Origin of the sequence: Streptomyces sp., assembly GCF_035645055.1 — a bacterium.
GTDB lineage: Bacteria > Actinomycetota > Actinomycetes > Streptomycetales > Streptomycetaceae > Streptomyces.
This window is the reverse complement of sequence record NZ_DASQNH010000003.1, coordinates 1-24,929: the sequence shown is the minus strand read 5'-3', so window position 1 is coordinate 24,929 and position 24,929 is coordinate 1. Positions and strand designations below refer to the sequence as shown.

At 72.0% G+C, this 24,929-nt stretch carries 22 protein-coding genes and 1 pseudogene; 4 read left to right on the top strand and 19 right to left on the bottom strand.

Going from position 1 to position 24,929, the window contains the following annotated elements; genetic code table 11:
* Positions 1-3: 3 nt before the first annotated feature.
* The 17 genes from VE614_RS01425 to VE614_RS01345 all read right to left on the bottom strand — a co-directional run bounded on the left by VE614_RS01425 (position 4) and on the right by VE614_RS01345 (position 19,535).
* A complete protein-coding gene (locus VE614_RS01425; protein WP_324930561.1) occupies positions 4-1,050 on the bottom strand; it encodes a dienelactone hydrolase family protein in 1,047 nt (348 codons plus the stop codon).
* Positions 1,043-2,164, bottom strand: coding sequence for a pectinesterase family protein (locus VE614_RS01420; RefSeq protein ID WP_324930559.1), 1,122 nt, complete (start codon positions 2,162-2,164; stop codon positions 1,043-1,045). Before VE614_RS01420 ends, VE614_RS01425 begins: the two co-directional genes overlap by 8 nt.
* 69 nt (positions 2,165-2,233) lie before the next feature.
* Complete coding sequence (locus VE614_RS01415; RefSeq protein WP_324930557.1) at positions 2,234-3,556, bottom strand: pectate lyase; 1,323 nt, start codon at positions 3,554-3,556, stop codon at positions 2,234-2,236.
* Between the two features lie 31 nt (positions 3,557-3,587).
* Positions 3,588-4,388, bottom strand: coding sequence for a rhamnogalacturonan acetylesterase (locus VE614_RS01410; RefSeq protein WP_324930554.1), 801 nt, complete (start codon positions 4,386-4,388; stop codon positions 3,588-3,590).
* 117 nt (positions 4,389-4,505) lie between these two features.
* On the bottom strand, positions 4,506-5,849 hold the full coding sequence (locus tag VE614_RS01405) for a sugar ABC transporter substrate-binding protein (RefSeq protein WP_324930551.1): 1,344 nt from the start codon (positions 5,847-5,849) through the stop codon (positions 4,506-4,508).
* Positions 5,850-5,897: 48 nt separating this feature from the next.
* On the bottom strand, positions 5,898-7,889 hold the full coding sequence (locus VE614_RS01400) for a pectinesterase family protein (protein WP_324930548.1): 1,992 nt from the start codon (positions 7,887-7,889) through the stop codon (positions 5,898-5,900).
* 33 nt (positions 7,890-7,922) lie between these two features.
* Positions 7,923-9,464 (bottom strand): glycoside hydrolase 43 family protein, encoded by a 1,542-nt coding sequence (locus tag VE614_RS01395; protein WP_324930545.1) that lies wholly within the window; start codon positions 9,462-9,464, stop codon positions 7,923-7,925.
* Positions 9,461-10,306 (bottom strand): PmoA family protein, encoded by an 846-nt coding sequence (locus tag VE614_RS01390; RefSeq protein WP_324930542.1) that lies wholly within the window; start codon positions 10,304-10,306, stop codon positions 9,461-9,463. The genes VE614_RS01395 and VE614_RS01390 overlap by 4 nt, the downstream gene beginning before the upstream one ends.
* Positions 10,303-11,460 carry a Gfo/Idh/MocA family oxidoreductase gene (locus VE614_RS01385; protein ID WP_324930539.1) on the bottom strand — a complete coding sequence of 386 codons (1,158 nt, stop codon included), beginning with the start codon at positions 11,458-11,460 and terminating at the stop codon, positions 10,303-10,305. Before VE614_RS01385 ends, VE614_RS01390 begins: the two co-directional genes overlap by 4 nt.
* Entirely contained in the window at positions 11,457-12,752 is a 1,296-nt protein-coding gene (locus VE614_RS01380; RefSeq protein WP_324930536.1) for a pectate lyase, read from the bottom strand. The genes VE614_RS01385 and VE614_RS01380 overlap by 4 nt, the downstream gene beginning before the upstream one ends.
* On the bottom strand, positions 12,749-13,645 hold the full coding sequence (locus VE614_RS01375; protein ID WP_414719471.1) for a carbohydrate ABC transporter permease: 897 nt from the start codon (positions 13,643-13,645) through the stop codon (positions 12,749-12,751). Before VE614_RS01375 ends, VE614_RS01380 begins: the two co-directional genes overlap by 4 nt.
* The gene (locus VE614_RS01370) at positions 13,642-14,577 is read right to left on the bottom strand and encodes a carbohydrate ABC transporter permease (RefSeq protein WP_086171639.1); all 936 of its coding nucleotides are present in this window, start codon (positions 14,575-14,577) and stop codon (positions 13,642-13,644) included. Before VE614_RS01370 ends, VE614_RS01375 begins: the two co-directional genes overlap by 4 nt.
* Positions 14,578-14,657: 80 nt before the next feature.
* The gene (araD, locus tag VE614_RS01365) at positions 14,658-16,391 is read right to left on the bottom strand and encodes an L-arabinonate dehydratase (protein ID WP_324930531.1); all 1,734 of its coding nucleotides are present in this window, start codon (positions 16,389-16,391) and stop codon (positions 14,658-14,660) included.
* The gene (locus tag VE614_RS01360; RefSeq protein ID WP_324930529.1) at positions 16,388-17,296 is read right to left on the bottom strand and encodes a dihydrodipicolinate synthase family protein; all 909 of its coding nucleotides are present in this window, start codon (positions 17,294-17,296) and stop codon (positions 16,388-16,390) included. The genes araD and VE614_RS01360 overlap by 4 nt, the downstream gene beginning before the upstream one ends.
* Entirely contained in the window at positions 17,293-17,961 is a 669-nt protein-coding gene (locus VE614_RS01355; protein WP_324930526.1) for a GntR family transcriptional regulator, read from the bottom strand. The genes VE614_RS01360 and VE614_RS01355 overlap by 4 nt, the downstream gene beginning before the upstream one ends.
* A 120-nt stretch (positions 17,962-18,081) precedes the next feature.
* Positions 18,082-18,843, bottom strand: a complete 762-nt coding sequence (locus VE614_RS01350) for an MBL fold metallo-hydrolase (protein WP_324930523.1) — start codon at positions 18,841-18,843, stop codon at positions 18,082-18,084.
* A 95-nt stretch (positions 18,844-18,938) separates the two neighbouring features.
* Complete coding sequence (locus VE614_RS01345) at positions 18,939-19,535, bottom strand: TIGR03086 family metal-binding protein (RefSeq protein ID WP_324930520.1); 597 nt, start codon at positions 19,533-19,535, stop codon at positions 18,939-18,941.
* Positions 19,536-19,698: 163 nt separating this feature from the next.
* On the opposite strand from VE614_RS01345, the pseudogene VE614_RS01340 reads away from it, so the two are divergent.
* A pseudogene (locus tag VE614_RS01340) lies at positions 19,699-19,980 on the top strand (MFS transporter); the annotation flags it as partial.
* Between the two features lie 71 nt (positions 19,981-20,051).
* Here the strand turns inward: VE614_RS01340 and VE614_RS01335 are convergent.
* Both VE614_RS01335 and VE614_RS01330 read right to left on the bottom strand, forming a co-directional pair.
* Positions 20,052-21,218: a hypothetical protein gene (locus VE614_RS01335; RefSeq protein WP_324930518.1), complete on the bottom strand. Its 1,167-nt coding sequence runs from the start codon at positions 21,216-21,218 to the stop codon at positions 20,052-20,054.
* Positions 21,215-22,156: a 5-dehydro-4-deoxyglucarate dehydratase gene (locus VE614_RS01330; protein ID WP_324930515.1), complete on the bottom strand. Its 942-nt coding sequence runs from the start codon at positions 22,154-22,156 to the stop codon at positions 21,215-21,217. Before VE614_RS01330 ends, VE614_RS01335 begins: the two co-directional genes overlap by 4 nt.
* A gap of 241 nt (positions 22,157-22,397) precedes the next feature.
* Between VE614_RS01330 and VE614_RS01325 the strand changes: the two genes are divergently transcribed.
* The 3 genes from VE614_RS01325 to VE614_RS01315 all read left to right on the top strand — a co-directional run.
* Positions 22,398-23,207 (top strand): NAD(P)-dependent oxidoreductase, encoded by an 810-nt coding sequence (locus VE614_RS01325; protein ID WP_324930512.1) that lies wholly within the window; start codon positions 22,398-22,400, stop codon positions 23,205-23,207.
* Positions 23,208-23,549: 342 nt separating this feature from the next.
* Positions 23,550-24,317 carry a DeoR/GlpR family DNA-binding transcription regulator gene (locus tag VE614_RS01320; protein ID WP_324930509.1) on the top strand — a complete coding sequence of 256 codons (768 nt, stop codon included), beginning with the start codon at positions 23,550-23,552 and terminating at the stop codon, positions 24,315-24,317.
* Between the two features lie 78 nt (positions 24,318-24,395).
* The coding region (locus VE614_RS01315) for an ABC transporter substrate-binding protein (RefSeq protein ID WP_324930506.1) at positions 24,396-24,929 on the top strand (534 nt) is incomplete at its 3' end.

Here is a 24,929-nt window from a genome sequence, read left to right as displayed (position 1 = left end):
GCCTCACAGGACACGGTCGAGCCAGGCGAACACCTCGTCCTGCATACGGTCGGTGAAGACGTGGCCGACGTCCGGCCACGTCTTCAGCCGCAGCCGCTCCCCGGCGCCGCGGGACCGCCACACGGCGCGCAGCTTCTCGTGGGCCACCCGTACCCCGTCGGCGCTGAAGAGGGTGTCCAGAGCGCCGTGGAAGAAGAGCATCGGCCTGGGCGCGGCGATGCTCGCGACGTCGGGGAGGTCGAGGTGCCGGGCGAGCCCGGGGTGGAGCATGTAGTACGCCGACTGCCCGCGCAGGGTGTTGCCGCCGGGCACCAGCATCTCCTTCAGACCGCTCATCCAGCACACGCTCGCCGCGGCGGCGATGTCGTCGGTGAGCGCGGCCGTCTGCCAGGCCCGGTAGCCGCCCATGGAGAAGCCGAGGGCGGCGACCCGGCGGGCGTCCACCCGGTCGAGCCCGGCCAGGAACGCGGCGGCGCGGGCGTCCTCCCGGGCCATGAGCCCGGCGAGGGAGGAGCCCAGGTGGTAGAAGTGCGCGGCCAGCGCCTGCTGCCGCGCGTAAGCCAGCGGCCCCCGGTCGCCCCAGCCCGGCGCGTCCAGGCACAGCACGGCATAGCCGCGCCGGGCCAGCTCGTCACCGACGAACCGCCCGCTGAAGCACCGCCCGGCCCAGTCCCGCGCGGAGGCCAGCCGGGTGTCGTCGTACCAGGGCCGGACCAGTTTCTCCTTGCCGATGTCGAACCTGGACCCGTGGTCGTGCAGCAGCAGCACCGCCGGGAACGGCCCGCGGCCGTGCGGGGTGAGCAGAACGCCGCGGACGCGTGCGTAGCGGGTGAGGGAGAGGGTCACCAGCTCCCGTGTGTACCCGTCCGCTTCCTCCCTCCGGCCGTACTCGGGGGCGTACGGCGTCCCGTCCTGCCGGCCGACCAGCAGGTGCGCCTCGACCGTGGCACGGGCGGCCCGCCGCCAGGCGTCGAAGTCGCGCACGGGCGAGGCGCCCCAGGCGAGCGGGAACGTCAGTTCCTCCTTGAGCGCCGGCGGCGGCTCAGGCATCCGGCCGCCAGTCACCGAGGTACGCCCGCTCGGTGTGCTCACCCGCCTCGGCGGCCGTCAGCCGGGGCCGGTTCTCCGCAGCGGTGACCCGGGCGCCGGGGCCCAGGTTGCGGTACTCGGCGAACCGCTGGTTCTGCCACGGGAAGGCGTCCGACATGTTGGCGTAGGGCGCGACCGCGTCGATGCCGGGGCCGAGCCAGGTCTCCCGGACGACGAGGGAGGGCCGGGCGGTCGGGTCGGAGCTGGGCACCCAGGGACGGGCCAGCTTGTAGTACCCGTCGGGCGCCTCGCTGCTGATCCGGCTGCGGGTGACGAGGTAGCCGCGTGGGTTGGGGCCCGCGGTCGACGGGGCGAAGACGAAGCCGTACGGGGCTCCCGCCAGGTCGGTGCGGTCCAGGGTGCGGAAGTGGCAGTGCTCGAAGACGGCGGTGGCGCGGCCGAAGACGAAGTCGACGTCGCCCTCGGCGTAGCAGTGGGAGAAGTACTGGCGGGCGAAGACGGTCAGCGCGCCCGTGTCGGCGTACAGGGTGTCCTGGTGGCCGAGGAAGCGGCAGTGGTGGAAGGCGGAGCGGTCGCCCATCACCTTGAGGGCGACGGCCTGGGTGCCGGACATGCCCGGGTGGTCGGCGCGCAGCCAGTCGTTGGCGAAGGTGATCCGGCGGGCGGTGAAGCCGTCGGCGCGGACGGTGGTGGTGGCCGATCCGCTGGTGCCGTAGGTGCCGCCGCCGGGCTTGGGGGTGCCGGCCGCGTTGTCGTACACGATCATCACGTCACGCGGGTCGTCGCCGGCGCCGATCCAGGTCATCTCCGTGCGGCCGGCGTCGACGGAGACGGTCTCCCGGTAGACGCCGGGGGCCAGGACGAGAGTACGGCCGCTGCCGTCGGCGGCGGTCACGGCGGCCTGGACGGAGGTGAAGTCGCCCCGGCCGTGCGGGTCGACGTACAGGGTGCCCGGGGTGCGGCGGGCGGCCGGGGAGCCGTACCGGCCGAACGGGCGGGGCCCGCCCGCCGCCCGCGCGGGGAGGGCGGTGAGGCCGAGTGCGGCGCCCGCGCCGGCGCCCGCCGTGAGGAAGCCGCGCCGGGACAGGGGGAGGCGGAGGTGGGGGGAGGGCATGCGGTGCTCCTTGATGATGCCGCCGGGGGCCGGGGCGGCGGTGCGCCCCGGCCGGGCCGGGCGGGGGTGTCAGCAGACGCGTCCGGCGCCCGCGCGGTGGTCGACGATGCCGGGGACGGCCCGGGGGTGGTCGACGCGGGTGCGCAGGGTGGGCGTCCAGCCGGCCCCGGACTGGAGGGTCTCGGCGGGGATCTCCGCGTTGTGGACGGCGATCAGATCGGTGGGCTTGCCGTTGACGTAGTTGTGCTCGGCGGTGAGGGGGGCCTCGTTCCACTTCTTCAGCACCTTGCCGGTGCTGACGCCGGGCGCCAGGGAGAAGGCGTTGTGGGTGGCGTGCAGCCGGGAGCCGGCGCCGATGCCGAAGACATAGCCGAACTTCTGGCCCTTGGTGACCACGAAGTGGTTGTTGTACGAGTCGACCTGCCCGAACCGCACGCGCGGTGCCCGCTCCACGATGCCCTCGAAGCGGTTGTGGTGGAGGGTGACCCGCAGCTTGCCCGTGTCGGTCGCGCCCGCGCTGTCGCTGTTTCCGATCAGCATGGTCTTGTCGTGGTCCTCGAAGGAGTTCCACGACACGGTGACGAGGTCGCCGCCGCGCACCACGTCCACGAGCCCGTCGTGCTGCTGGTAGACCTTGCCGAAGTAGCTCGGCAGGGAGCTGTCGGGGTGGCGGCCGTCGGTGAGCGTGTTGTGGTCGATCCAGACGTGCGTGGAGCCGTGCACGACGACGCCGTCGTACTCGGAGTTCCAGGCACCGGTCCTGTTGTCGTCGGTCGGGTCCCACTGCGGGAAGCAGTCGACCGGGGCCTCGATGGTGAGGTTCCGGATGATGACGTTGTCGACGCCCCGGATCTGGAGGCTGCCGCCGAGGATCCCGGAGTTCCGGCCGACGCCGACGATGGTCGTGTCGGCGGGGATGTTCGCCTTGATGGCCTTGTCCTGGCCGGCGGCGGACGCGGCCCGCAGGTCCTCCTGCTCGCCGCTGACCGGCTTGTCGTGGCCCCAGACGGCCGGGTCGTAGTCGGCGAGGTACTGCCGGAAGTCGTAGCCCTCGGCGGCGAAGGCGTCGCAGCCCTCGGACACGGCGTCGATCATGCCCTTGACCTTGATGATCCTCGGCGCGGTGCCGCCGTCCCGCAGGGCGGCCTTGAACTCCTCCCAGGTGGTCACCGTGTACACGTGCGCGGCGTCGGCGGCCGATCCGCCGGTGGTGCCGGTGCCCGCGGAGGCCCAGCCGTCGCCCGCGGCCAGCGCCTCACGGCCGAGGTCGCGGGACCCGGCGTGGGCGGTGGCGGTCCCGGTGACGCCGAGGACCAGCGCGACGCACCCGGTGAGGGCGGCGCTCTTCAGGGCCGTTTTGGTGGCATGCCCATGCCATCCCTGTGTGTTCATGATGCGGCTCTCTCTCGACAGCGGGTCGGATTCAGACGGCGGCCGGCGGCCACGCGATCCAGGACTCGGGGATCTCCTCGTCGAGCCGGCGCACGTCCCGCGGGCCCAGCACCCGCGTGCGCAGCAGCTCCCGCACCACCAGCCGCGCCACGGCGATCGCGCCCGGCGGGTTGAAGTGCGTGTTGTCCTGCTCGGCCGCCGTCCAGTTGAAGTACTTCTTGGTCTCCTCGACGCCCAGCTCCTGCCACAGCGCGAGCGACAGCGCCTGTACGTCGAGCAGCGCCGCCCCCTCCTCCTGGGCGAGCGCGCGCATCGCCGCCGGATACTCGCCGTGGCTGGGCAGCGCGGTGCCCCGCGCGTCGAACCTGCGCCGCTCCACGGAGGTGGCCAGCACCGGCCGGGCCCCCCGGGCACGGGCGCCGTCGACGTACAGCCGCAGATGGTCCTGGTAGGTCGTCCACGGCTCGGTGTACCGGGCGGGGTCGCCGCTCTTCTGGTCGTTGTGGCCGAACTGGACGATCAGGACGTCACCCGGCCGGATTTCCCCGAGGATCGCATCGAGCCGGCCCTCGTCCACGAAACTCTTCGAACTGCGCCCGTTCACCGCGTGATTCGCGACGGGCAGCTCCTTGTGCAGAAAGAAGGGGAACGCCATCCCCCACCCGGTCTCCGGCGCCGCGTCCGCGTACTTCTGCGCGGCGGTGGAATCCCCGGCGATATGGATCGTCCGCCTGCGCCGCCCCGACGACGCCTCAGCGGCACCGTGCGCGGAAAGAGCAAGCGGAACAGCGGCCAACGCCGCCGAAGCAACCTGTCTGCGAGACATCGACACAAGAGTGCCTTTCGAACCGAGGGAAAGTGATTCAGGGGCGCGGGGAACTGCGCGAGCGACCAGGGGCGGCCCGCAGCCCGGGAACCACAGGCCGCCCCACGGCGAATCCGGCACGACTTACTGATTCCGCTGCTTCCACTCGGCCTGAGCCTCGTTCAGCTGCTCGGCCAGCGTGTCCAGGAACTCCTTGGCCCCCAGATCACCCAGCAGCACCTTCTGGAAGTTCGGCTCGTTCTCCGCCTTGGAGATCGTGTTCCAGTCCGGCAGGTAGTACGGCAGCTGGACGATGGTCGTGGACCCGTCGCTCAACGCCTGCGCGGCCAGCTTCGTCGGCTCCGCCTTCGCGACCCACGGATCCTTCGCCGCGTCGGTGTTCGCCGGCACCTGCCCCGCCGACTCGTTGAACTTGGAGTTCTCCTCGTGGGAAAGCGCGAACTCGATGAACTTCCAGGCGGCTTCCTTGTTCTTGGAGTTCTTGAACAGGCCCAGCCCGTCCACCGGGTTGGACACCTGCACCCGCTTGCCGCCGGGCCCGGTCGGCTGCGGAATGCCGCGGAACTTGCCGACGCCGAGCGCCCTCACATGGTCCTGGTAGGAGCCCAGGTTGTGGTTGAGCATGCCGATGGTGCCGGAGTCCCACTGGGCGACCATCTTGGTGAAGTCGTTGTTGAGGTCGGCGGAGGGCGTGACGTTCTTGTACAGCGCCGCGTACTTCTCCAGCGCGGCGATGTTCCTGGGGTCGTTGACGGTGGTCTTGTCGCCCTCCCAGAACGAGGTGATCCCGCTCTGCCCGTACATCGCGTCCAGGGCCTGCGCGATGGAGCCGGCGCCGCCGCGGATGGTGTACCCGAACTCGTTCTTCTTCACGTCGGTCAGCTCGTTCGCCGCCGTGAAGAAGGCCTCCCAGGTGGTCGGCGCCTGAAGGCCCGCCTTCTCGAACAGGTCGGTGCGGTAGTACAGCACACCGTTGTTCGCGGAGGTCGGGATCGAGTACAGGGTGCCGTCGCCGCCGCCCGCGGCCTTCATCGACTTGAGCATGTCCTCGTTGAGCTTGCCGTTCAGCGGAGACCCCGCGAGCCGGTCGTCCAACGGCTCCAGCGCGCCCTGCGCGGAGAACCCGGCGAGCATCGCCGCGCCGACACCGCCGACGTCGGGCAGGCCGCCGCCCTGGATGGCGGTGTCGACCTTGGACTGGTACTCGGTGGAGGAGATGCCGACGTACTCGACGTCGATGTCCGGGTTGGCCTGCTCGAAGTCGGCGATGACCTCCTTCCAGATGTCGGTGCGGACACCGCCGTTGTTGTCCCAGAAGACGATCTTGCCCTTGCCGCTGCCCTCGGCGCCCTCGCCGCCGCCCCCACCGCTGCCGTCGTCGCCGCAGGCGGTGGCGGTGAGCGCGAGAACGGAGCCCAGGGCGACGGCGATGGCAGCGCGCCTGCTTCTGCGGATGCTGATCTTCATTGGTCGGCTCTCTTCTTCGGTTCCAGCGAGATGTGAAGTCGTGGGGGGTCAGTGGCGGGCGTGCGGCGCCCAGCCGTCCGTGCCCGCGAGGTAGTCGGCGACGGTGTGCCGTGCGGCGTCGGCGTCGCTCAGCTGCGGCCGGTCCGCGGTGACCGTCGCGCCCGGCCCGTAGTTCCGGTACTCGGCGAACCGCGCGTCCTTCCACGAGAAGCCGCCCATGTCGGTCCACGGGGACGTCTTGATCGCGGCGGGCAGTTCGGTGTCGCGGATCAGCACCTGGGCGACGGCCGCGGGCTCCCCGCCCGGGTGCCAGGGCCGGCCGAGGTGGTACGACCCGGCCGGCGCGTCGCTCACGATCCTCGACCGGGTGATCAGGAACCCGTACGGGTTGCCCGTCCAGGTCGAGGCTGCCGTGATGTAGCCGTTGTTGGTCGCGGACCCCCGGCTCAGCGCGCGGATCACGGACCGTTCGATCACCGTGGTGGCGCGGCCGTAGACGAAGTCGACATCGCCCTCGATGTACGAGTCGCGGATGTAGACCCGGCTGACGGTGGTCAGCTTGGGGCTGTCGGTCATCAGGGTGTCCTGGTTGCCCAGGAAGGCGGTGTCCTCGAAGACGATCCGGTCGCCGGTCGTCTTCACCGCCAGCGCCTGCTCGCCGTTCAGCTCGTGCGCGGCCTCGTCGAAGTCGTTGCTGAAGGTGAGGTTGCGCGCCGTGATGTCACTGGCGGAGATCCGTACGGTCGCGCTCCCGGTGGAGCCGCCGTACGCGGCGGGCGTGTCGTGGATGATGACGGTGTCGGAGCGGTCCTGTCCAGTCCCCTGCAACACGATGTTCGGCTTGGTCACGGGGATGTGGACCTTGGCGCGGTAGGTGCCGGGCGCGACGGCGACGGTGACCGGGGTGTCGTTGCCGTCCGGCACGGCGTCCACGGCGGCCTGCACGGTCGGGTAGTCGGCGGGTACGCGCAGCACGGTCCCGATCTGCCGCTGCGGCCCGGAGAAGCGCTGCACGAGCGCCGGTACGGCGGCGGCCGGGTCCAGCCGGTAGTCGTAGAAGTCACGGGGATCGAAAGCCGTACCCCACGCGTCGTGGCGTCCGGTGGTGTTCCTCAGGATGGAGCCGCGCTGCACCAGCTCGGCCGTCGCGTCCGCCTGGTAGGGGTGCTGGACGTCCCGGTAGTACGAGTTCTCGATGACCATCTTGGTCCTGCCGCGCGACCAGTTCCCGTACGTCCACACGGGGTCGCCGGGGTCCGCCTGCGCCGTCAGGTAGTTGTTGTAGAGGTGGGCGTGGGCGGCGTTGTCGACCGACGGGTTGCGCTGCTTGGTGCCGCGGAACCAGTTGTGGTCGATGGTGATCTGCGTCCTGACGTTGGTCGTCCAGCCCAGGCCGAACGTCTTGTTGTTGTTCTCGAAGCGGTTGTAGGAGACGGTGACGTACTCGCTGTCCTTGCGGATGTCGAGCTGGCCGTCGCAGATGTTCGAGAAGCGGTTGTGGTCGATCCAGACGTGATGGACGGTGTCCATCTGGATGCCGTCGAAGTCGGTGCCCTTGCAGTCCCAGTCGCCCGCGACGGCCGAGTCCCGGATCGTCATGTTCCGGATGATCACGTTGTGGGTGCCGGGGCTGAGGTGGAACTCGCCCTGCACCAGCTCACCGCTCGCGCCGACGCCCACGATGGTCTTGTCCGAGGCGACCTCGATGCCCGCGCCGAACGGCTGCGCGGTGATGCTGCCCTTGACGCGGATGACGTACGGCTCGGGCGCGGCGGCGTACTGCGCCAGCGCTGCCTGGTCGGTGACGGTGACCACCTTGCCGCCGGCGCCTCCGGTGGTGCCGCCGGCGAGGGAGGCGAAACCGTGCGGGCGGTCGGTGAAGCGGGACGGGGCGGCGGTGGTGTCCGCCTCGGCGGTGGGCGGGATGGCGTGGGCCTCCCCGAGGGACCCGAGGCCCAGCGCGGTGACCAGGCCGAGTACGGCGGCCACCACCTTGCCGTGCCCCGGTCTCGGCAAGCGCTTGCCAGGGGGGTGCGTCATTGTGGCTCCCAACAGGCGTGAGGGTGAGGTGGGTCAGAGGGCGGTGACGCGGAACCGGGTGAACGTGGCCGCGCCCGCGTGCAGGTCGGGGTGGCCCCGTCCGTCGCCGGGGGCGAGCGCGAAGAGGCCGAGCAGGGCGCCGACCCAGCGCCAGGGGGTGGCGGCGAAGACCTGGCCGGAGGGGCGCGGGCCGTCGCCGAGGTCGTAGTGGAAGCGGCAGCGCGCGCCGGGCCGGATCTCGATCCGGAGCCTGGCCCGTCCCCCGGGCGCGAGCCGCGGATGGTCGGCGTCGCGCTCGCGCTCGGCGGTGCCCTCCGCGAACCGGTGCACCAGGTGGACCGTCCCGTCGGCCCCCCGTTGCAGTCCGATCCAGCCGAACGCGTCCCCGAGCACCGCGAGCCCGGCCCGGGCGCCGGGTTCCTCGCTGTCGAGGCACAGGTCGACCTCGACGGCGGAGGGGATGCCGGGCAGGCGCTGGGTGAGGATGCTCGGCAGCTTGCGCAGGTCGTGCGCGTCGGCCGAGCGGACGCAGGTGAGCCGGAGCCCGTCGCCGGAGTGCTGGGTGGCCCAGCCGTCGCGGGGGTTGGCGGTCCACTGCCACTGGCGGCCGTACCGTCCGCCGGGGAAGTCGTCGCCGGTGGCGGGCGCGGCGGGCGGCTGCGGCGGCAGGTCCGGCTTGCGGTGCACGGCGACCGGGGCGCCCTCGTCCCCCAGCACCGGCCAGCCGTCGGCACCCCAGCGCATCGGCTGGAGGTGGACGACCCGGCCGTAGGCGCCGCGCTGCTGGAAGTGGACGAACCAGTCCTCGCCGGCCGAGGTGCGCACCCAGCCGCCCTGGTGGGGGCCGTTGACGTCGGTGTCCTTCTGTTCGAGGACCACTTTCTCCTCGTACGGCCCGAAGAAGTCGCGGGAACGGAAGGCGCCCTGCCAGCCGGTCTCGACTCCCCCGGCGGGGGCGAAAATCCAGAACCAGCCGTCGTGCCGGTAGAGCTTCGGGCCTTCGAGGGTGAACCAGCCGGGGATGCGGTCGGCGTCCACGATGAGCTTGCCCTCGTCGAGCAGCGAGCCGGCGTCGGGGTGCATCCGGTGGCCGGTGAGGCGGTTCTTGACGCCGGAGCGGGACTTGGCCCAGGCGTGCACCAGGTAGGCCTCGCCGGTCTCGGCGTCCCACAGCGGGCAGGGGTCGATCAGGCCCTTGCCCTCCTTCAGCAGGTGCGGCCTGGTCCAGGGGCCCCGGATCTCGGGGGCGTTGACCTGGAAGATGCCCTGGTCGGGGTCGCCCCAGAAGATCCAGAACCGGTCGTCGTGGTGGCGGATCGACGGTGCCCAGACGCCGCAGTCGTGGCGTGGCCGCTCGAACTCGGCCGCCGGTTCGAGGCGGTCGAGCGCGTGACCGACCAGGGTCCAGTTGACCAGGTCGCGGGAGTGCAGCAGGGGCAGTCCGGGGACGCGGCCGAAGCTGGAGGCGGTGAGGTAGTAGTCGTCGCCGACGCGGACCACGTCCGGGTCGGACCAGTCGGCGTCGAGGATCGGGTTGGTGTACGTCCCGGCCGTCTCATGGCTCCGGTGGGTCACTGGGCGACCGCCTTCCGGATGAGGGCCGCGGCCTCGCCGCGGTCGAGGCGGCCGTCGGCGACGACGGTGACGATCCGCCGTACGACGGTCTCGCCGGGCGGGATCGGCAGCCGCTCCTCGTGCGCCAGGGAGGAGCCGACACCCGGGTACTCGGTGGTGCGCACGAACCACGGGTCGCGGCGGGTGGCGTCGGTGGCGCCGGCGAAGACCAGCGTCCAGGAGGTGCCGGCCAGCGCCAGCCAGTCGGCGGCCCGGCCGTGCACCGCCTCCTCGCCCTCGGTGCCGGCGGTGAAGACGTCCGGTGCGGTCGCCTCCTTGCGGGCCCGCCAGAAGAAGCCGCCGTAGGCCGCGCCGGGGCGCCCGTTGGTGGCGGGGCTGCCGATGGTCAGCGGGGCGGCGGCGGGGTTGGTGAGGGCGAAGGTGAAGTCGAGCGCCCAGGCGGTGTCGGTGAGCGCGCCGGCGGCGACGGTACGGCGCTCGCGCAGCAGCTCGGCGCCCGCCGCGACCCAGCGCAGCTCCTCGACGAAGCCGTCCGGGTCGCACAGCTGGAAGCCCAGGTGCCGCTGGGCACCGTGGTTGTCCAGCTCGGTGGGGCCCCGGTCACGGACGAAGGTGCGCCCGCCCCAGAAGTTGTGCCCCTCGACGTCGGGAACGGCGACACCGACGCCGAGGTGGTGCGAGTGGTCGGCGGGGCTCAGTTCGGTGACCGAGACGCCGGACAGGGTGGTGACGGGGTGCAGATAGGGGCGGGGGGAGAGCCGGGCGGGCAGCTCGGGCCGGGTGACGTACCGGCCCACCGGTCTGCCGGCGACCCGCAGTACCGCCGTGTCGTTGCCGGTCATCGGGTACTCACCTCGTTCTTCAGCGCGGCGCGGGCGGCCCAGGGAGCCGCCAGCTCGGAGTACAGGGCGAGGGTGTCGGCGGCGGCCGCGACCAGGCCGTCCACCCCGGGCACGACCCGGCGCTCCTCCCCCGGCGCCCGGTGCCAGGCGGACTCCGGGAGCGGGGCGGGGTCGGGGGCGAGCCGGATCGCCTCGACGACCTTCATGAAGGCGCCGGTCGTCTCCGGCGGCACGAGCAGATCGGCGCCGTCCGTCAGATGGCCGACCAGGTTCTCCAGCAGATCGGTGCGGCCGTACTCGAACTCCTCGGGACCGTGGCCGGCGCGCTGGAGCAGCACCCGGTCCTGCTTGTACCAGAAGGTGATCCGGCCCCGGCTGCCGTGCACCAGCACATACGGCTCGTCCGGGTGCTCGGCGCACAGGGTGGCGGCGACGGTGACCGGGCGGCCCCGGGCGGTGGTGACGCGGACACAGGAGGTGTCGTCGGACTCGATGGCGTTGGCCCGCCACAGCTCGGTCTCGATCGCGGCGACGTCCTCCGCGCGGGTGCTGCCGGAGAGGGCCAGGGCGGTGGCGACGGCGTGCGCGAGGGGGTTGGTGAGCGCGCCGTCGATCACGTCCACGCCGTTCAGCCGCCGCTTGCCCGCCCACGGGGCACGGCGGTAGTACGCCTCGTCACGGGCCCAGGCACCGGCCCCGCCGACGCCGGTGACCGTGCCGACCGCCCCGTCGGCGATCAGCTCGCGGATCGCGGGCACGGCGTGCGAGCCCAGCGACTGGAACCCGATCTGGCAGGCCACGCCCGCCTCGGCGACCCCGTCGGCCATCCGCCGGAACTCGGCGTAGGACGGCGCGGGCGGCTTCTCCAGGAGCAGGTGCACACCTCGGCGGGCGGCGGTCAGCGCCAGGTCGGTGTGCGTGGGGATCGGTGTGCAGATCACCGCGATCCGGGCGCCGGTGCTGACCAGCAGGTCGTCGAAGTCGGCGGACTGGGGCGGGAGTTCGCCGCCGAACTCCTCCTCGGTGAGCGGGGTCAGCTCGCAGATCCCGGCGAGCCGCACCAGCCCCTTCTCCTGGAGGCGGCGGATGTTCGCCACGTGCCAGCGGCCGTGGCCGCGGGCGCCGGCGAGGACCAGCGGAAGCGCTTCGGTCATCGGATCCTCCCCGCTCCCGCGCCGCGCGCCACCGCCCGGTCGGCCGCCGCCGCGCTGTCGACCGGGCCGTGCAGGACGGGGGTCCAGCCGACATCGGCGGTCAGGTCGCGTTCGCTGCCCGAGTTGTAGGCGTTGTAGATGGCGAGCAGGTCGACGGGGTAGCCGTTGAAGAGGGAGCCCTCGTCGTGCAGGGCGCTGCCGTTCCAGCTTTTGACCAGGTCGGCGGCCTCGACATGGCCCGGCGTGTGGAACGCGTTGTGCTCGGCGTACACCGCCGACTCGGTGCTGACGCCGATCGAGTAGCGGTAGTCGTGGGCGTCCTCGGGGACGACGTACCGGTTGTTGTAGAGGTGCACCTGCCCGAAGCGGACCCGGGGCGCCCGCTGGACGACGGACGCGAACTCGTTGTGGTGCAGGGTGACCCGCAGCCTGCCCCGGTCGCCGGTGGCGGTGTCGCCGTTGCCGATGAGCATCGCCTTGTCGTGGTCGGCGAACCGGCTCCAGGAGACGGTGACCAGGTCGGAGCCGTTGGTGATGTCCAGCAGCCCGTCGTGGCGCAGGTAGTTGCGGGCGAAGTGGGTCGGCTCGTCCTCGTCGAGGTGCCCCTTGTCGCTCAGGGTCACATGGTCGATCCAGACGTGGCTCGCGCCGCGCAGCCAGATCGTGTCGTAGGCCGCCTTCCAGTCGCCGAGGCCGCCGGAGTTGGGCTGCCAGACGGGGAAGCAGTCGTAGGCGTCGCGGATCTCCAGATTGCGGACGATGACGTTGTCCGCGTCGCTGATCCGGAGGCTCGCGCCCGTCAGCAGCGCGTCGTCGCCGAGACCGACGATCGTCGTGTTCGAGCCGACGCCCAGTTCGATCCGCTCGGCCTGCCGCGCCGCGGACGCCTTGCGGGCCTCCTCCTGGGGGCCGCTCGGCCTGGCGGCGCCCCAGGTGCGGGGGTCGTAGGCGGCGAGGTACTTCTTCAGGCTGTAGCCGCCGGTGGTGTAGTCCGCGCAGTCGAGGCGGCGGCCCCGGTCGTCGGTGCCGGCGTCGATGGTCCCGGCGATCTTGATGATCTTCGGGGTGTCGCTGCCGCCGTCGAGGGCGCGGACCAGCCCGGCGCGGTCGGTGACGGTGAAGACGTGGGCGTCGTCGGCCGCCGCGCCGCCGGTGGTGCCGCCGTCGGCGGACGCCCAGCCGTCGTTCGGGGGCAGGGTGTCGCGGCTGATGTCGCGGGCGTCGTCGGCGTGCGCGGGCACGCCCAGCACGCCCAGCAGGGCGGCGGCCAGGGCCGCGTGCCTGAGCCTCATCCCTTCACCGCCCCCGCGCTGAAGCCGGTGATCAGCCACTTCTGGATGAAGGCGAAGACGAGGACCACCGGGACGGCGGCGATGATGCCGCCCGCCGCGAGGGCGCCCAGGTCGACGCTGTCCGAACTCATCAGGGTGTTCAGACCGACCGGGATGGTCTGCTTGGCCTGGTTGTTGAGGAACATCAGGGCGAACAGGAAGTGGTTCCAGGAGTGCACGAAGGCGAAGGAACCGACCGCGATCAGACCGGGGCGCAGCAGCGGCAGCACGATGACCCGGAAGGCGGTGAACCGGTTGCAGCCGTCGACCCAGGCCGCCTCCTCCAGGGAATACGGCACGTTCTTGATGAAGTTGCTGATGAGGATCATCGACAGCGGCAGCTGGAAGACCGTCTCGGCGAGGATGACGCTGCCGAGCGAGTTGATCATCTGGAGTTCGGCGAAGATCTCGAACAGCGGCACCAGCAGCAGCGCGCCGGGCACGAACTGGGAGCAGAGCAGGGCGAGCATGAAGCCGCGCTTGATCCTGAAGTCGAACCGGGCCAGGGCGTAGCCGCCGGCCAGGGCGACGATCGTGGTCAGCACCAGGGTGGCGAGGCCGACGAGGACGCTGTTCTGGAAGTAGGTGCCGAACTCCCGCTCGGTCCACACCTTCTGGAAGTGGTCGAAGGTCATGGGCCAGGGCACCAGCGAGGTGGAGCCGGCCGGACGCAGGGCGAAGAGCAGGATCCAGTAGAACGGGATCAGGGTGAAGACCAGGTAGATCGACAGCGGCAGGTAGATCTGCCAGCGCGGGACCTCGTCCCAGCCTCGGTGCTTGTTCACCGGGCGCTGCGGCTCGGGCCGGGTCCGGCGGGGCGCGGGGAGGACCGGGGCCTCCTTGATGGTGCTCACTTGGACTCGCCTCCGAACTTGCTCAGCCGCAGATAGACGATCGAGCAGAAGAGCAGGATCACGAACGCGACCGTGGTCAGGGCCGACGCGTAGCCGAAGTCGTGGGCGTCGACGCTGGTGTTGGCGATGTACAGCGGCAGGGTGGTGGTCTCGCCGGCCGGTCCGCCGCCGGTCAGGGTGTAGAGCAGGTCGACGTTGTTGAACTCCCACACCGCGCGCAGCAGCGTGGACAGGACGATGGCGTCCTTCAGGTGGGGCAGGGTGATGTGCCAGAACTGTTTGATGCGGCTGGCGCCGTCGACCTCGGCGGCCTCGTACAGGTCCTTCGAGACGGACTGGAGGTCGGCGAGGATGAGGATGGCGAAGAAGGGCACGCCGCGCCACAGGTCGGCGATGATCGCCGCCGGGAACACGGTCTCGGTGTCCGACAGCCAGCTGGTGCCGTAGGAGCCGATGCCGACGTCGGCGAGGTAACGGGTGATGCCGGTCTGGGAGTTGTAGAGCAGCACCCAGATCGCGGAGGTGAGCACGCCGGAGACGGCCCACGGGGAGAAGACCAGGGCGCGTCCCAGTGCCCGGCCGACGAAGGTCTGGTTGACGATCAGGGCCAGGGCGAGGCCGAACAGCAGCTGGAGTCCGACCTCGACGACGACCCACTTGGCGCTGAAGACGAGGGTGTCCCAGAAGACGGGGTCCTCGGTGAAGGCGTGGACGAAGTTGTCGAAGCCCGCGAAACCGTTCCGCCACGGCTTGGTGGGGTTGTAGTCCTGCAGGCTGTAGTAGAAGACGCTGATCACGGGGTAGGCGATGAAGCCCAGCATCAGCAGGGCCGCCGGCGCGATCAGCAGGTACGGGAGCCTGCGGGGCGTGGCGGAGGCACGGCGCCGCCGGGGTGGCGCGGGCGGTTTCGCCACGGCTGCGGCTTGGGCCATGACTGTTCTCCGTTCTCGGTGAAGCGCTTTCCGGTCGCTGTTCGACATTTCGGCCAATGAAGACGGTGGCCGAGTACTGCTCAGCCCGCGTAGGGGTCCGCGACCTTGCCCGGCCGGGCCAGGAACTCGAAGTCGCAGCCGGTGTCGGCCTGGGTGATCTGCTCGTTGTAGAGCGCGCCGTAGCCGCGCTCGTAGCGGGTGGGCGGCGGCGTCCACGCGGCGCGGCGCCGCCGGAGTTCCTCGTCGTCCACGTTCAGGTGCAGGGTGCGCGCCTCGACGTCCAGGGTGATCAGGTCCCCGGTGCGCACGAGCGCGAGCGGCCCGCCGATGTACGACTCCGGCGCCACGTGCAGCACGCACGCGCCGTAACTGGTGCCGCTCATCCGGGCGTCGGAGATCCGCACCATGTCCCGCACCCCCTGCTTGAGCAGGTGGTCGGGGATGGGCAGCATGCCGTACTCGGGCATGCCCGGCCCGCCCTTGGGGCCGGCGTTGCGCAGCACCAGCACGCTGTCGGCGGTGATGTCCAGCGCCGGGTCGTTGATGGTGCGCTGCATGGCCCGGTAGTCGTCGAAGACGACCGCGCGGCCGGTGTGCTTGAGCAGGTGCGGCTCGGCGGCGATGTGCTTGATGACCGCGCCGTCCGGGCAGAGGTTGCCGCGCAGCACGGCGACCCCGCCCTCCTTCGCCACCGGGTTGTCCCGGGGCCGGATGACGTCGTCGTCGTGCACCTGGGCGCCCGCGATCTGCTCCCGCAGCGTGTCGTACGACACCGTGGGCCGGTCCAGGTGGAGCAGGTCCGGGATGCGGGAGAGGAAGCCGGGCAGACCGCCCGCGAAGTGGAAGTCCTCCATCAGGTACGTCCGGCCGCCGGGCCGGACATTGGCGAGGACCGGGACCGTGCGCGCGATGCGGTCGAAGTCGTCGAGGGTGAGTCTGACACCCGCCCGTCCGGCCATGGCGATCAGGTGGATGACGGCATTGGTGGAGCCGCCGAGCCCGAGGACCGTGGTCACGGCGTCCTCGAACGCCTCGGCCGTGAGGATGTCGCTCAGCTTCCGGTCCCGGTGGACCAGGCCGACGACGGCCATGCCCGCCTTCGCGGCCATCCGGTCGTGCCCGGAGTCGACGGCCGGGATGCTGGAGGCGCCCGGCACGGTCACCCCCAGCGCCTCGGCGGCCGCGGTCAGCGTGGAGGCGGTGCCCATGGTCATGCAGTGGCCGGGCGAGCGGGCCAGGCCGCTCTCCAGCTCGTGCATCTCGCAGTCGCCGATCAGGCCGGCGCGCTTGTCGTCCCAGTACTTCCACATGTCGGTGCCGGAGCCGAGGACCTCGTTGCGCCAGTGGCCGGGCAGCATGGGACCGGCGGGCACGAAGACGGTGGGCAGGTCGACGCTGGCGGCGCCCATGAGGAGGGCGGGCGTGGACTTGTCGCAGCCGCCCATCAGCACCGCGCCGTCGACCGGGTAGGAGCGCAGCAGTTCCTCGGTCTCCATGGCGAGCAGGTTGCGGTAGAGCATGGGGGTCGGCTTCTGGAAGGTCTCGCTGAGGGTGGAGACCGGGAACTCGAGCGGGAAGCCGCCCGCCTGCCACACCCCGCGCTTGACCGCCTGGGCGCGGTCGCGCAGGTGGACGTGGCAGGGGTTGATGTCGGACCAGGTGTTGAGGATCGCGATGACCGGCTTGCCCAGGTGCTCCTCGGGCAGATAGCCGAGCTGACGGGTGCGGGCCCGGTGGCTGAAGGAGCGCAGTCCGTCGGTGCCGTACCACTGGTGGCTGCGGAGGTCCTCGGGGCGCTTGCGGGGCTGGGTCATATCGACCACCCGGCGGCGATGGCCGCGACCTCGGACCGCTCGTGCTCCGGCAGCGGCTTGCTCGGCGGGCGCACCTCGCGGCGGCACAGGCCGAGCGAGGCCAGGGCCTCCTTGACGACGGTGACGTTGTTGGCGGAGCCGTTGGCGGCGCGCAGCTCCTCGAAGCGGCGGATCTGCTCCCACACCTTCATCGCCGCCGGGTAGTCGCCGGATCGAAGCGCTTCAATCATGTTCAGCGAGACGGCCGGGGAGACGTTCACCAGTCCCGAGGTGAAGCCGGTGGCACCGGCGGAGAAGTAGGAGGGGGCGTACGGCTCGGCGAGTCCGGCCACCCACACGAACCGGTCCAGACCGGCGTCGCGGGCGAAGGCGGCGAAGCGGGCGGCGTCCGGGACGGCGTACTTGACGCCGATCACGTTCGGGCAGGCGTCGGCCAGTTCGGCGAGCCGGTCGCCGTGCAGCTGCGGGTTGCGGATGTAGGGGACGACGCCCAGTTCGGGCACGGCCTCGGCGATCGCCCGGTGGTAGTCGACCCAGCCGCTCTGCGAGACGTACGGGTGGACGGGCTGGTGCACCATCACCATCTGGGCGCCGCGCTCGCGGGCGTGCCGGGCACAGGCCACGGCGGTCGGCACGTCGTGGCCGACACCGACCAGGATCACCGCGCGGTCGCCGGCCTCGTCGATGGTGATCTCGGTGACGAGCTGCCGCTCCTCGGGTGACAGGGCGTAGAACTCTCCGGTGTTGCCGTTGGGCGTGAGGGTCCTGATCCCACCGTCGAGCAGACGACGCAGCAGGGCCCGGTGGGTGCCCTCGTCGACGGAGCCGTCCGCGGCGAAGGGTGTCACCGGGATCGCGACCACGTCGGCCAGGGCCGCCCGCTGGGTCTCGAACGTCGTTGTCATGCCTGACCGTCCTCTCCCTGGGCCTCGACCTGTACGTCGGGGAAGGCCCGCTCGACAAAGGACGCGATGTGGGCGTGGAGGGCGCGCGCCGCGCCGTCGGCGTCGCCGTCGAGGGCGAGCCGGAGGATCTCGCGGTGCTCACTGGCCTCCCGCTCCCAGGAGGGATCGGCGGCCCAGGCCACGGCGGAGACGAGGGCCGCCTGGTCGCGGACCTCGTCGAGCATCCGGCCGAGCAGCGGATTGCCGCACGGCACGTACAGGGCGCGGTGGAACTCCCGGTTGGCCAGCGACCGTTCGGCGGTGTCAGAGGCGTCGTCCGCCCTGGTCAGCGCCGTACGGGCGGCGTCGAGGGAGGCACCGCGGCACACGGTGCGGCGCAGCGCCTCGGGTTCCAGGAGCAGCCGCACGTCGTAGACCTCGCGCGCCATGTCCGCGTCGACCATGCGCACCGTGACGCCCTTGTACTGGCTCATCACCACCAGGCCGGTGCCGGCCAGGGTCTTCAGCGCCTCGCGCACCGGAGTCTTGGAGACCCCGAACTGCGCGGCCAGCTCGGTCTCGACCAGGGCCTGACCTGGCGTCAGCTGTCCGGTGAGGATGCGGTGTTTGATCCCTTCCAGCACGTATTGCGTGCGGGAGGGGATCGGCGTGGGCACAGAGGTCATGCGCGCCTCTCGGATATCGCGTATCGCGTCTCATATATGACGTACGAAGTACGACGCGTTGAAGCTAGGGGCGCCCCTGTGTTTCGTCAATGCTTCTGACAAAGGAAGTCGAGGTTGCCTTCAGAGGCGGTGGACGGCGCCCTCCCGTGCGGTGCGGGTGGGACCGCCGAACACGGCGGCGGCCCGCGCGGTCGCCGACTCGGGGGTGAGGGTGGGCCCGACATGGGTGATCAGCAGGCTGCGCGCACCGGCCGCGCGAGCGGCGGCGCCGGCGTCCTCCGGGGTCAGATGCACTCGCCGCCCTTGTTCGCCTTCGCGATGCACATCGATGTCGGCCTCGCACAGGAACAGGTCGGCGTCGCGGGCGAGTCCGGTGAGGGCGGGGCAGGGGCCGGTGTCGCCGGAGTACGCCACCACCCGGCCGGCCGCCTCCGCGCGCAGGCCGTACGCCGCCACGTCGTGCACGACCGCGCGGGAGGTGAGCAGTAGCTCGCCGTGGCGGGCGATATGGCCGTCGCGCAGGGGATGGAAGGCGAGGACACCCCCGAGGAAGCCTGGGTCCGGGCGCCCGAGGAACCCCGCCAGACGTTCTGCGCAGCCCTCGGGGGCGTACACCGGGACGGGCGCGGGCGGGGTGAGACCGCCGTACGCGAGCGCGTAGAAGGCGGAGAGCAGATCGGCGTTGTGGTCGGCGTGCAGATGCGAGATCCAGATCGCGCTCAGCCGTGCGGGATCCGTGTGCCGCTGCAACTCCGCGAAGCTGCCGGGGCCGGCGTCCACCCACACGTCGGCGCCCGGGGCGCTCAGCAGATAGCCGGAGCAGGGGCGGCCCGGGGCGGGGTGCGGGGAGGCGGTACCGAGGACGGTGAGCGTGAGGGACATGCGGGGAGGGTACGGATCCGCCTCCCGGCGCGCCCGCGGATTACGGCGCCGGCCCGGCCTCCACCCCGGACCGCAGCCCGGCGCCCGCCCCGCTGTCAGCTCGGTGTCCAGCCCGGGTCCCGTCCGCTGAGCCCGACCGCGCGGTCCAGCAGCGGGGCGTCCGCGGGGACGTCGACCACCGGGCCGAAGAGGGCGTCCCGGCCGGGGTCGTCGACGCCCTCGGCGAGGAAGGCGTGGCAGGCCGAGAGCGCGGCGGGATCGGGGGTGTACTCCTGGCCGGTGGCGCGGGCCAGGTCCCAGCCGTGGACGACCAGTTCGTCGACGAGGACCAGACCGGCGACCTCGCCGGGCAGGTCCACTCCCCCGGCGCGGGTCATCCCCGTCCAGGCGGCCGGGTCGCGCCACGCCCCGGCCAGCTCGTCGAGCACCTTGGGCAGTTCCTCGCGCCAGCCGGGACCGATGTCGGGCAGCGTGGCGTCCGGGTCGGTGTCGGTGGTCGCGCCCAGGTTCTTGCGGCCCGCGTCCCGGAAGGCGACGGCGAGCCCGGACAGATGGCCCAGCAGGTTGCGCACGGTGTAGCGGGGACAGGGCGTCGGGCCCGCCAGCCGGTCGTCGGGGACGCCGGCGACGAGCCGGGCCAGGATCGCCGTCTGCGGTCCGAGGTCGAGGGTGGTGCCGGTCGGGTCGGTCATCCGCTGCTCCTCAGGGTGTGGTCCTGAGAGGTGGACCGGCGGCGACGGCGGAACTCATCGGTGCGGCGCCACCCCGCTCGGTCTCCTCAGCCGCGGCCCATGCCTGCCTGCCGGTACGACCGGGCTTCTGACGACCGGGCTTCTGCGGCCAGGCTTCTCGTTCGACCTGTGGCTGCTCTTCGCGGTGCTGACCGTCTACGGCGCGGCGGGCGTCGTCCGCGACGCGGCCGAGTCGGCCCTGGTCGCCGCCGCGGTCGACGGCCGGCTGCTCGGCGACGTGAACGGGCTGCGCGTGACGGCGGCCGAGGGCATGGAACTGTTCGCCCCGCCGGCGGGCGCGGGCCTGTACGCGGCGTACGGCGGGGTGGGGGTCGCCCTGCTGGACGCGGCCACGTTCGTCGTCGCCGCCGCGGGGTTCTACGCGCCGCCGCGGGTGCCCGGGGGGGGGCGGCAGCGGCCGGGCAGGCGAGCCCACGGCCCCGCGTCACCCTCGGCGTGCCTGGCGTCGCCCCGGCCTCAGCGCCCGCCGAGGGCCGAGCGCACCTGCGCCAGGTCGTCGTCCGGCGCCAGCCCTGCGTGGTAAAGCCGCAGTTCCGTCGCGCCGAGGTCGCGGGCGCGGGCGGTGTCGTCCGCGAGGGTGCGGGGGCTGCCGCCCATGCCGGAGACCACGGTGAAGTTGGCGGCGAGGACGGCGTCCGCGCGGCCCTGGTCCGCGAACGGGGTGAGCAGGTCCGCGCCGCCGGTGCAGGGGACGACCACGCCGTCCGCGACGGAGAGGATGTGCGCGGGGTCGACGCCCGCGTTGGCCCCGCAGTGGTAGGAGACCGGGTCGGCGTGCAGGAGGATCTGGAAGCCGTCGGGGGCCTCCGCGCGGACCGCGGCGACGGCCGCCTCCTGGAGGGTGCGGGCGGTCAGGTCGCGCCACGCGCGCGTGGCGTTCGCGGTGATGTCGCCGAGCAGCTTCTCGACCGCCGCCCAGCCTCCGTCGGAGGGCGCCCCCCGCCACACCGGCTCCAGCGCGGCCCGTACGGCGGCGGCCAGTTCGTCCGCGTCCAGGCCCTGTGCGCCATATCCGGCGCGGCAGTCGGGGCAGAAGCACAGGGACATCAGGTACTGGCCGGCGTCGCCGAGGCCGACCCCGCCGGTCTTGTCGTGGGCGTGCAGATGGGCGAGGCCGTACCAGCCGAGGGACTCCAGTTCGGTGCCGCGCGCGCCGGGCCGTACCGCCGCCTCGGCGGCCAGGTCGACGAGGTACGCGCGCGTGTCGGGCCGCGCGATGCACGGTGCCCAGGGGTAGCGGTCGCCGTAGGCGTTGACGACCGAGGTGTCCGGGTGCTCGGCGCCGAGGCGGGAGTTGTGGGCGAGGACGACCCAGGTGTGCGTCTCCAGACCGGCGTCCGCGAGCGCGGCGGCGGCCTCCCCGTAGGCGTCCGCCTCGGGCGCCCAGGCTCCGGCCGGGTAGGGACGCAGGGCGCGGTCCGCCCAGCGGGCGCCGGGCGGGTAGAGCACGGCGGCGTGTTCGGCGGTGACGACGCGGTGCCGGGGGTGGCGGGGGGTCAGCGCGCGGGTGGAGTGGTAGGCGGAGGCCAGGGTGACCTGGCGGACGCCCAGTTCCGCGAGGTGCCGCGGGGCCTCCGGGTCGCCGTTGACGTCCCAGGGATAGACGAATGCCGACGCCTTCACTTGGTCTCCTCCAGCAGCGCGTGCCCCCGCTCGATCAGCTGAGCGAGCTGCTTGACATGGTCCTCGCTCGGCTCGTGCAGCGGGGGCCGCACCTCCCCCACGTCCAGCCCGGACAGCCGTACCCCGGCCTTGACCAGGGCGACGGCGTAGCCGCGGCCCTGGGCGCGCAGGTCGACGAAGGGCCGGTAGAAGCCGTCGAGCAGGCGGTGCGCGGTGGCGTCGTCGCCGGTGCGCAGGGCCTGGTGGAAGGCGAGGGCGAGTTCGGGCACGAAGCAGAAGACGGCGGAGGAGTAGAGGGTGACGCCGATGCCCCGGTAGGCGAGCTGGGTCTGCTCGGCGGTCGGCAGGCCGTTGAAGTAGAGGAAGTCGCCGGGGACTTCGGTGCGGACTGCGCTGACGATCCGCTGCATGAGATCGAGGTCGCCGAGGCCGTCCTTGAGGCCGACGATCCCTTCGGTGCGGGCCAGTCCGACGACGGTCTCGGGGGTGAAGACGGCGTTGTCGCGCTGGTAGACGATGACGGGCAGCGCGGTGACCGCCGCGATCTCCCGGTAGTGCCGCAGCAGCCCGTCCTGTCCGGCGATCACGAGGTACGGCGGCATGGCGAGCAGCCCGTCGGCGCCCGCCTCCTCGGCGAGCCGCGCGTACCGCACGGCGAGCGCGGTGCCGTAGCCCGCGCCGGCGACGACCGGGACCCGCCCTGCGGTCTCCTCGACGGCCGCCCGCACGCACCGCTGGAACTCCTCGGGCGTGAGCGCGTGGAACTCCCCGGTGCCGCAGCACGCGAAGACCGCCGCGGCTCCGGCCTCCACGCCGCGGCGCACATGCGCGCGGTAGACCTCGACGTCGACGGCGCCGTCCGGGCCGTAGGCCGTGACGGGGAAGAAGAGCGGCCCGCTGGGCACGGTGAGGCGGGCGGCGAGAGGGGCTGGCGTCACGGGCTCTCCCGGGTTCCGAGGTCCATATTCATAATCTGCGTCTACATTTCTGAACACCACCACGCTAAGGGCGCCCCCGGAGCCGGGTCAAGCGCGCCAACCCCCGACACACCAGCGGATTTCCCGCATCCACGCGACACTTGACGGGCGGTGCGCACCCTCCTAGCGTGTCCACGAATATGAATGCCGTACGCGCATGTGCACACGCTGTGCACGGCTGGTGATGCAAGGAGACCCGAGGATGCCCGCTCCCCGCACCGTTCTGCTCACCGGCGCCGCCGGCGGGCTCGGCACCCTGATGCGGGACCTGCTCCCGGACTACGGCTACGACCTGCGCCTGCTCGACCTGCGCCCCATCGAGGACGCGCCGGACGCGGTCGTCGCCGACCTCGCCGACCGGGACGCGATCCGCGAGGCCGTCCGGGGCGTCGACGCGATCATCCACCTCGCGGGCATCTCCCTGGAAGCCCCCTTCGAGAAGATCCTGAAGGCGAACATCGAAGGCACGTACAACCTGTACGAGGCGGCCCGCGAGGAAGGCGTCCGGCGGATCGTCTTCGCCTCCTCCAACCACGCGGTCGGCTACACCCCGCGCCCCCAGGACGACGACCCGCTCATCCCGATCGACACCCCGCGCCGCCCGGACACCTTCTACGGCCTGTCCAAGTCCTTCGGCGAGGACCTGGCGCAGTTCTACTGGGACAAGCACGGCCTGGAGACCGTCTCCGTGCGGATCGGCTCCTGCTTCCCCGAGCCGACCAGTGTGCGCATGCTCTCCGTCTGGATGAGCCCGGCCGACGGCGCCCGCCTCCTCCACGCGGCGCTCACCGCGGAGAACGTCGGCCACACCGTCGTCTACGGTTCCTCCGCCAACACCCGCCTGTGGTGGGACCTGTCCACCGCGCGGGCGCTCGGCTACGACCCGCGGGACGACTCCGAGCCGTACGCCGAGAAGCTGATCGCCGAGCAGGGCGAGCTGGACCCGGAGAACCCGGCGCACGCCTGCCTGGGCGGCCACTTCACGACCGAGCCGCCGATCTGGCCGTACTGAATCAAGCCACGCACGACGGCTGGCGGGCACCGAACGGGCCCGCCCGCCCGGTATTCGGGCACGGCCACCGACGAGTCGAGCCCGCCCGGACACCGCACGACCGCGCCCCGTGAGGGACGCGGGGAACTGCGCGACCAGCCACGACGCCCCCGCGGACACGACCCGGCCGCGCCTTCCGGCTGCCGCGTCCGAGACGGGCACCGCTCCCGCCGAACAGGCACCACCCGGGCAGCATCGTCTCCGTAACAGACCTGGTCAGCACCCCACAGCCGCTGTAGAACTTCCCCCGTGGCCCCGTAGCGGGCCCGAACGGGCAACACGGCGAGAAGGCGAGTGACGACCATGGACAGGACCGCGGAGGAGCGCCGGCGCGAGATCGTGCGGGTTGCCCGGGCCACCGGCTCCGTCGACGTCACCGCGCTCGCCGCCGAGCTGGGCGTGGCCAAGGAGACCGTACGGCGGGATCTGCGCGTCCTGGAGGACCACGGCCTGGTCCGCCGCACCCACGGCGGCGCCTACCCCGTGGAGAGTGCCGGGTTCGAGACGACGCTCTCCTTCCGGGCCACCAGCCATGTTCCCGAGAAGCGCCGGATCGCCACCGCCGCGGCCGGCCTGCTCGGGGACGCGGAGACCGTCTTCGTCGACGAGGGCTTCACCCCGCAGCTCATCGCCGAGGCGCTGCCCCGGGACCGGCCGCTGACCGTGGTCACCGCGTCCCTGCCGGTCGCGGGCGCGCTCGCCGGAGCGGACCACGTCTCCGTACTGCTGCTCGGCGGCCGGGTCCGGGCCGGCACCCTCGCCACCGTCGACCACTGGACGACGAGGATGCTCGCCGGGTTCGTCGTCGACCTCGCCTACATCGGCGCCAACGGCATTTCCCGCGAGCACGGCCTGACCACCCCCGATCCGGCCGTCGGCGAGGTCAAGGCACAGGCGGTGCGCGCCGCGCGGCGCACCGTCTTCGTCGGGGTGCACACCAAGTTCGGAGCGGTGAGCTTCTGCCGGTTCGCGGAGATCGGCGCGCTGGAGGCGATCGTGACGAGCACCCTGCTGCCGGCGTCCGAGGCGCACCGCTACTCGCTGCTGGGCCCCCAGGTCATCCGCGTCTGAAATTCCCACCCACTGCCCCATAGGGCTCCTCTTCGCCTTTCGGCGCCCTATATATCCCCATACGTCCAGGAGCGATCCATGCGAACCCAGAGCCGACGACGGCCCGCGCGAGCCACGCTCGCCACGGCCGCCGCAGGGACGCTGCTCGCCCCGCTGCTCTCCGGCTGCTGGGTCGGAGCGGGCGGGGCGGGATCCGGCGGCGACGCCATCAACGTCCTGATGGTCAACAACCCCCAGATGGTGGAGCTGCAGAAGCTCACCGCCGCCCACTTCACGGAAGAGACCGGCATCGAGGTCAACTTCACCGTCCTCCCCGAGAACGACGTCCGTGACAAGATCAGTCAGGACTTCGCCAACCAGGCGGGCCAGTACGACGTCGCCACCCTCTCCAACTACGAGATACCGATCTACGCCCGCAACGGCTGGCTCAAGGAGATGGACACCTACGTCGCGAAGGACCCGGCGTACGACGAGCGGGACGTCCTGAAGCCGATGCGCCAGTCCCTCACCGGCGACGACGGCAAGCTCTACGGCCAGCCCTTCTACGGCGAGTCGTCCTTCCTCATGTACCGCAAGGACGTGTTCGCCCGCGCCGGCCTGACCATGCCCGCA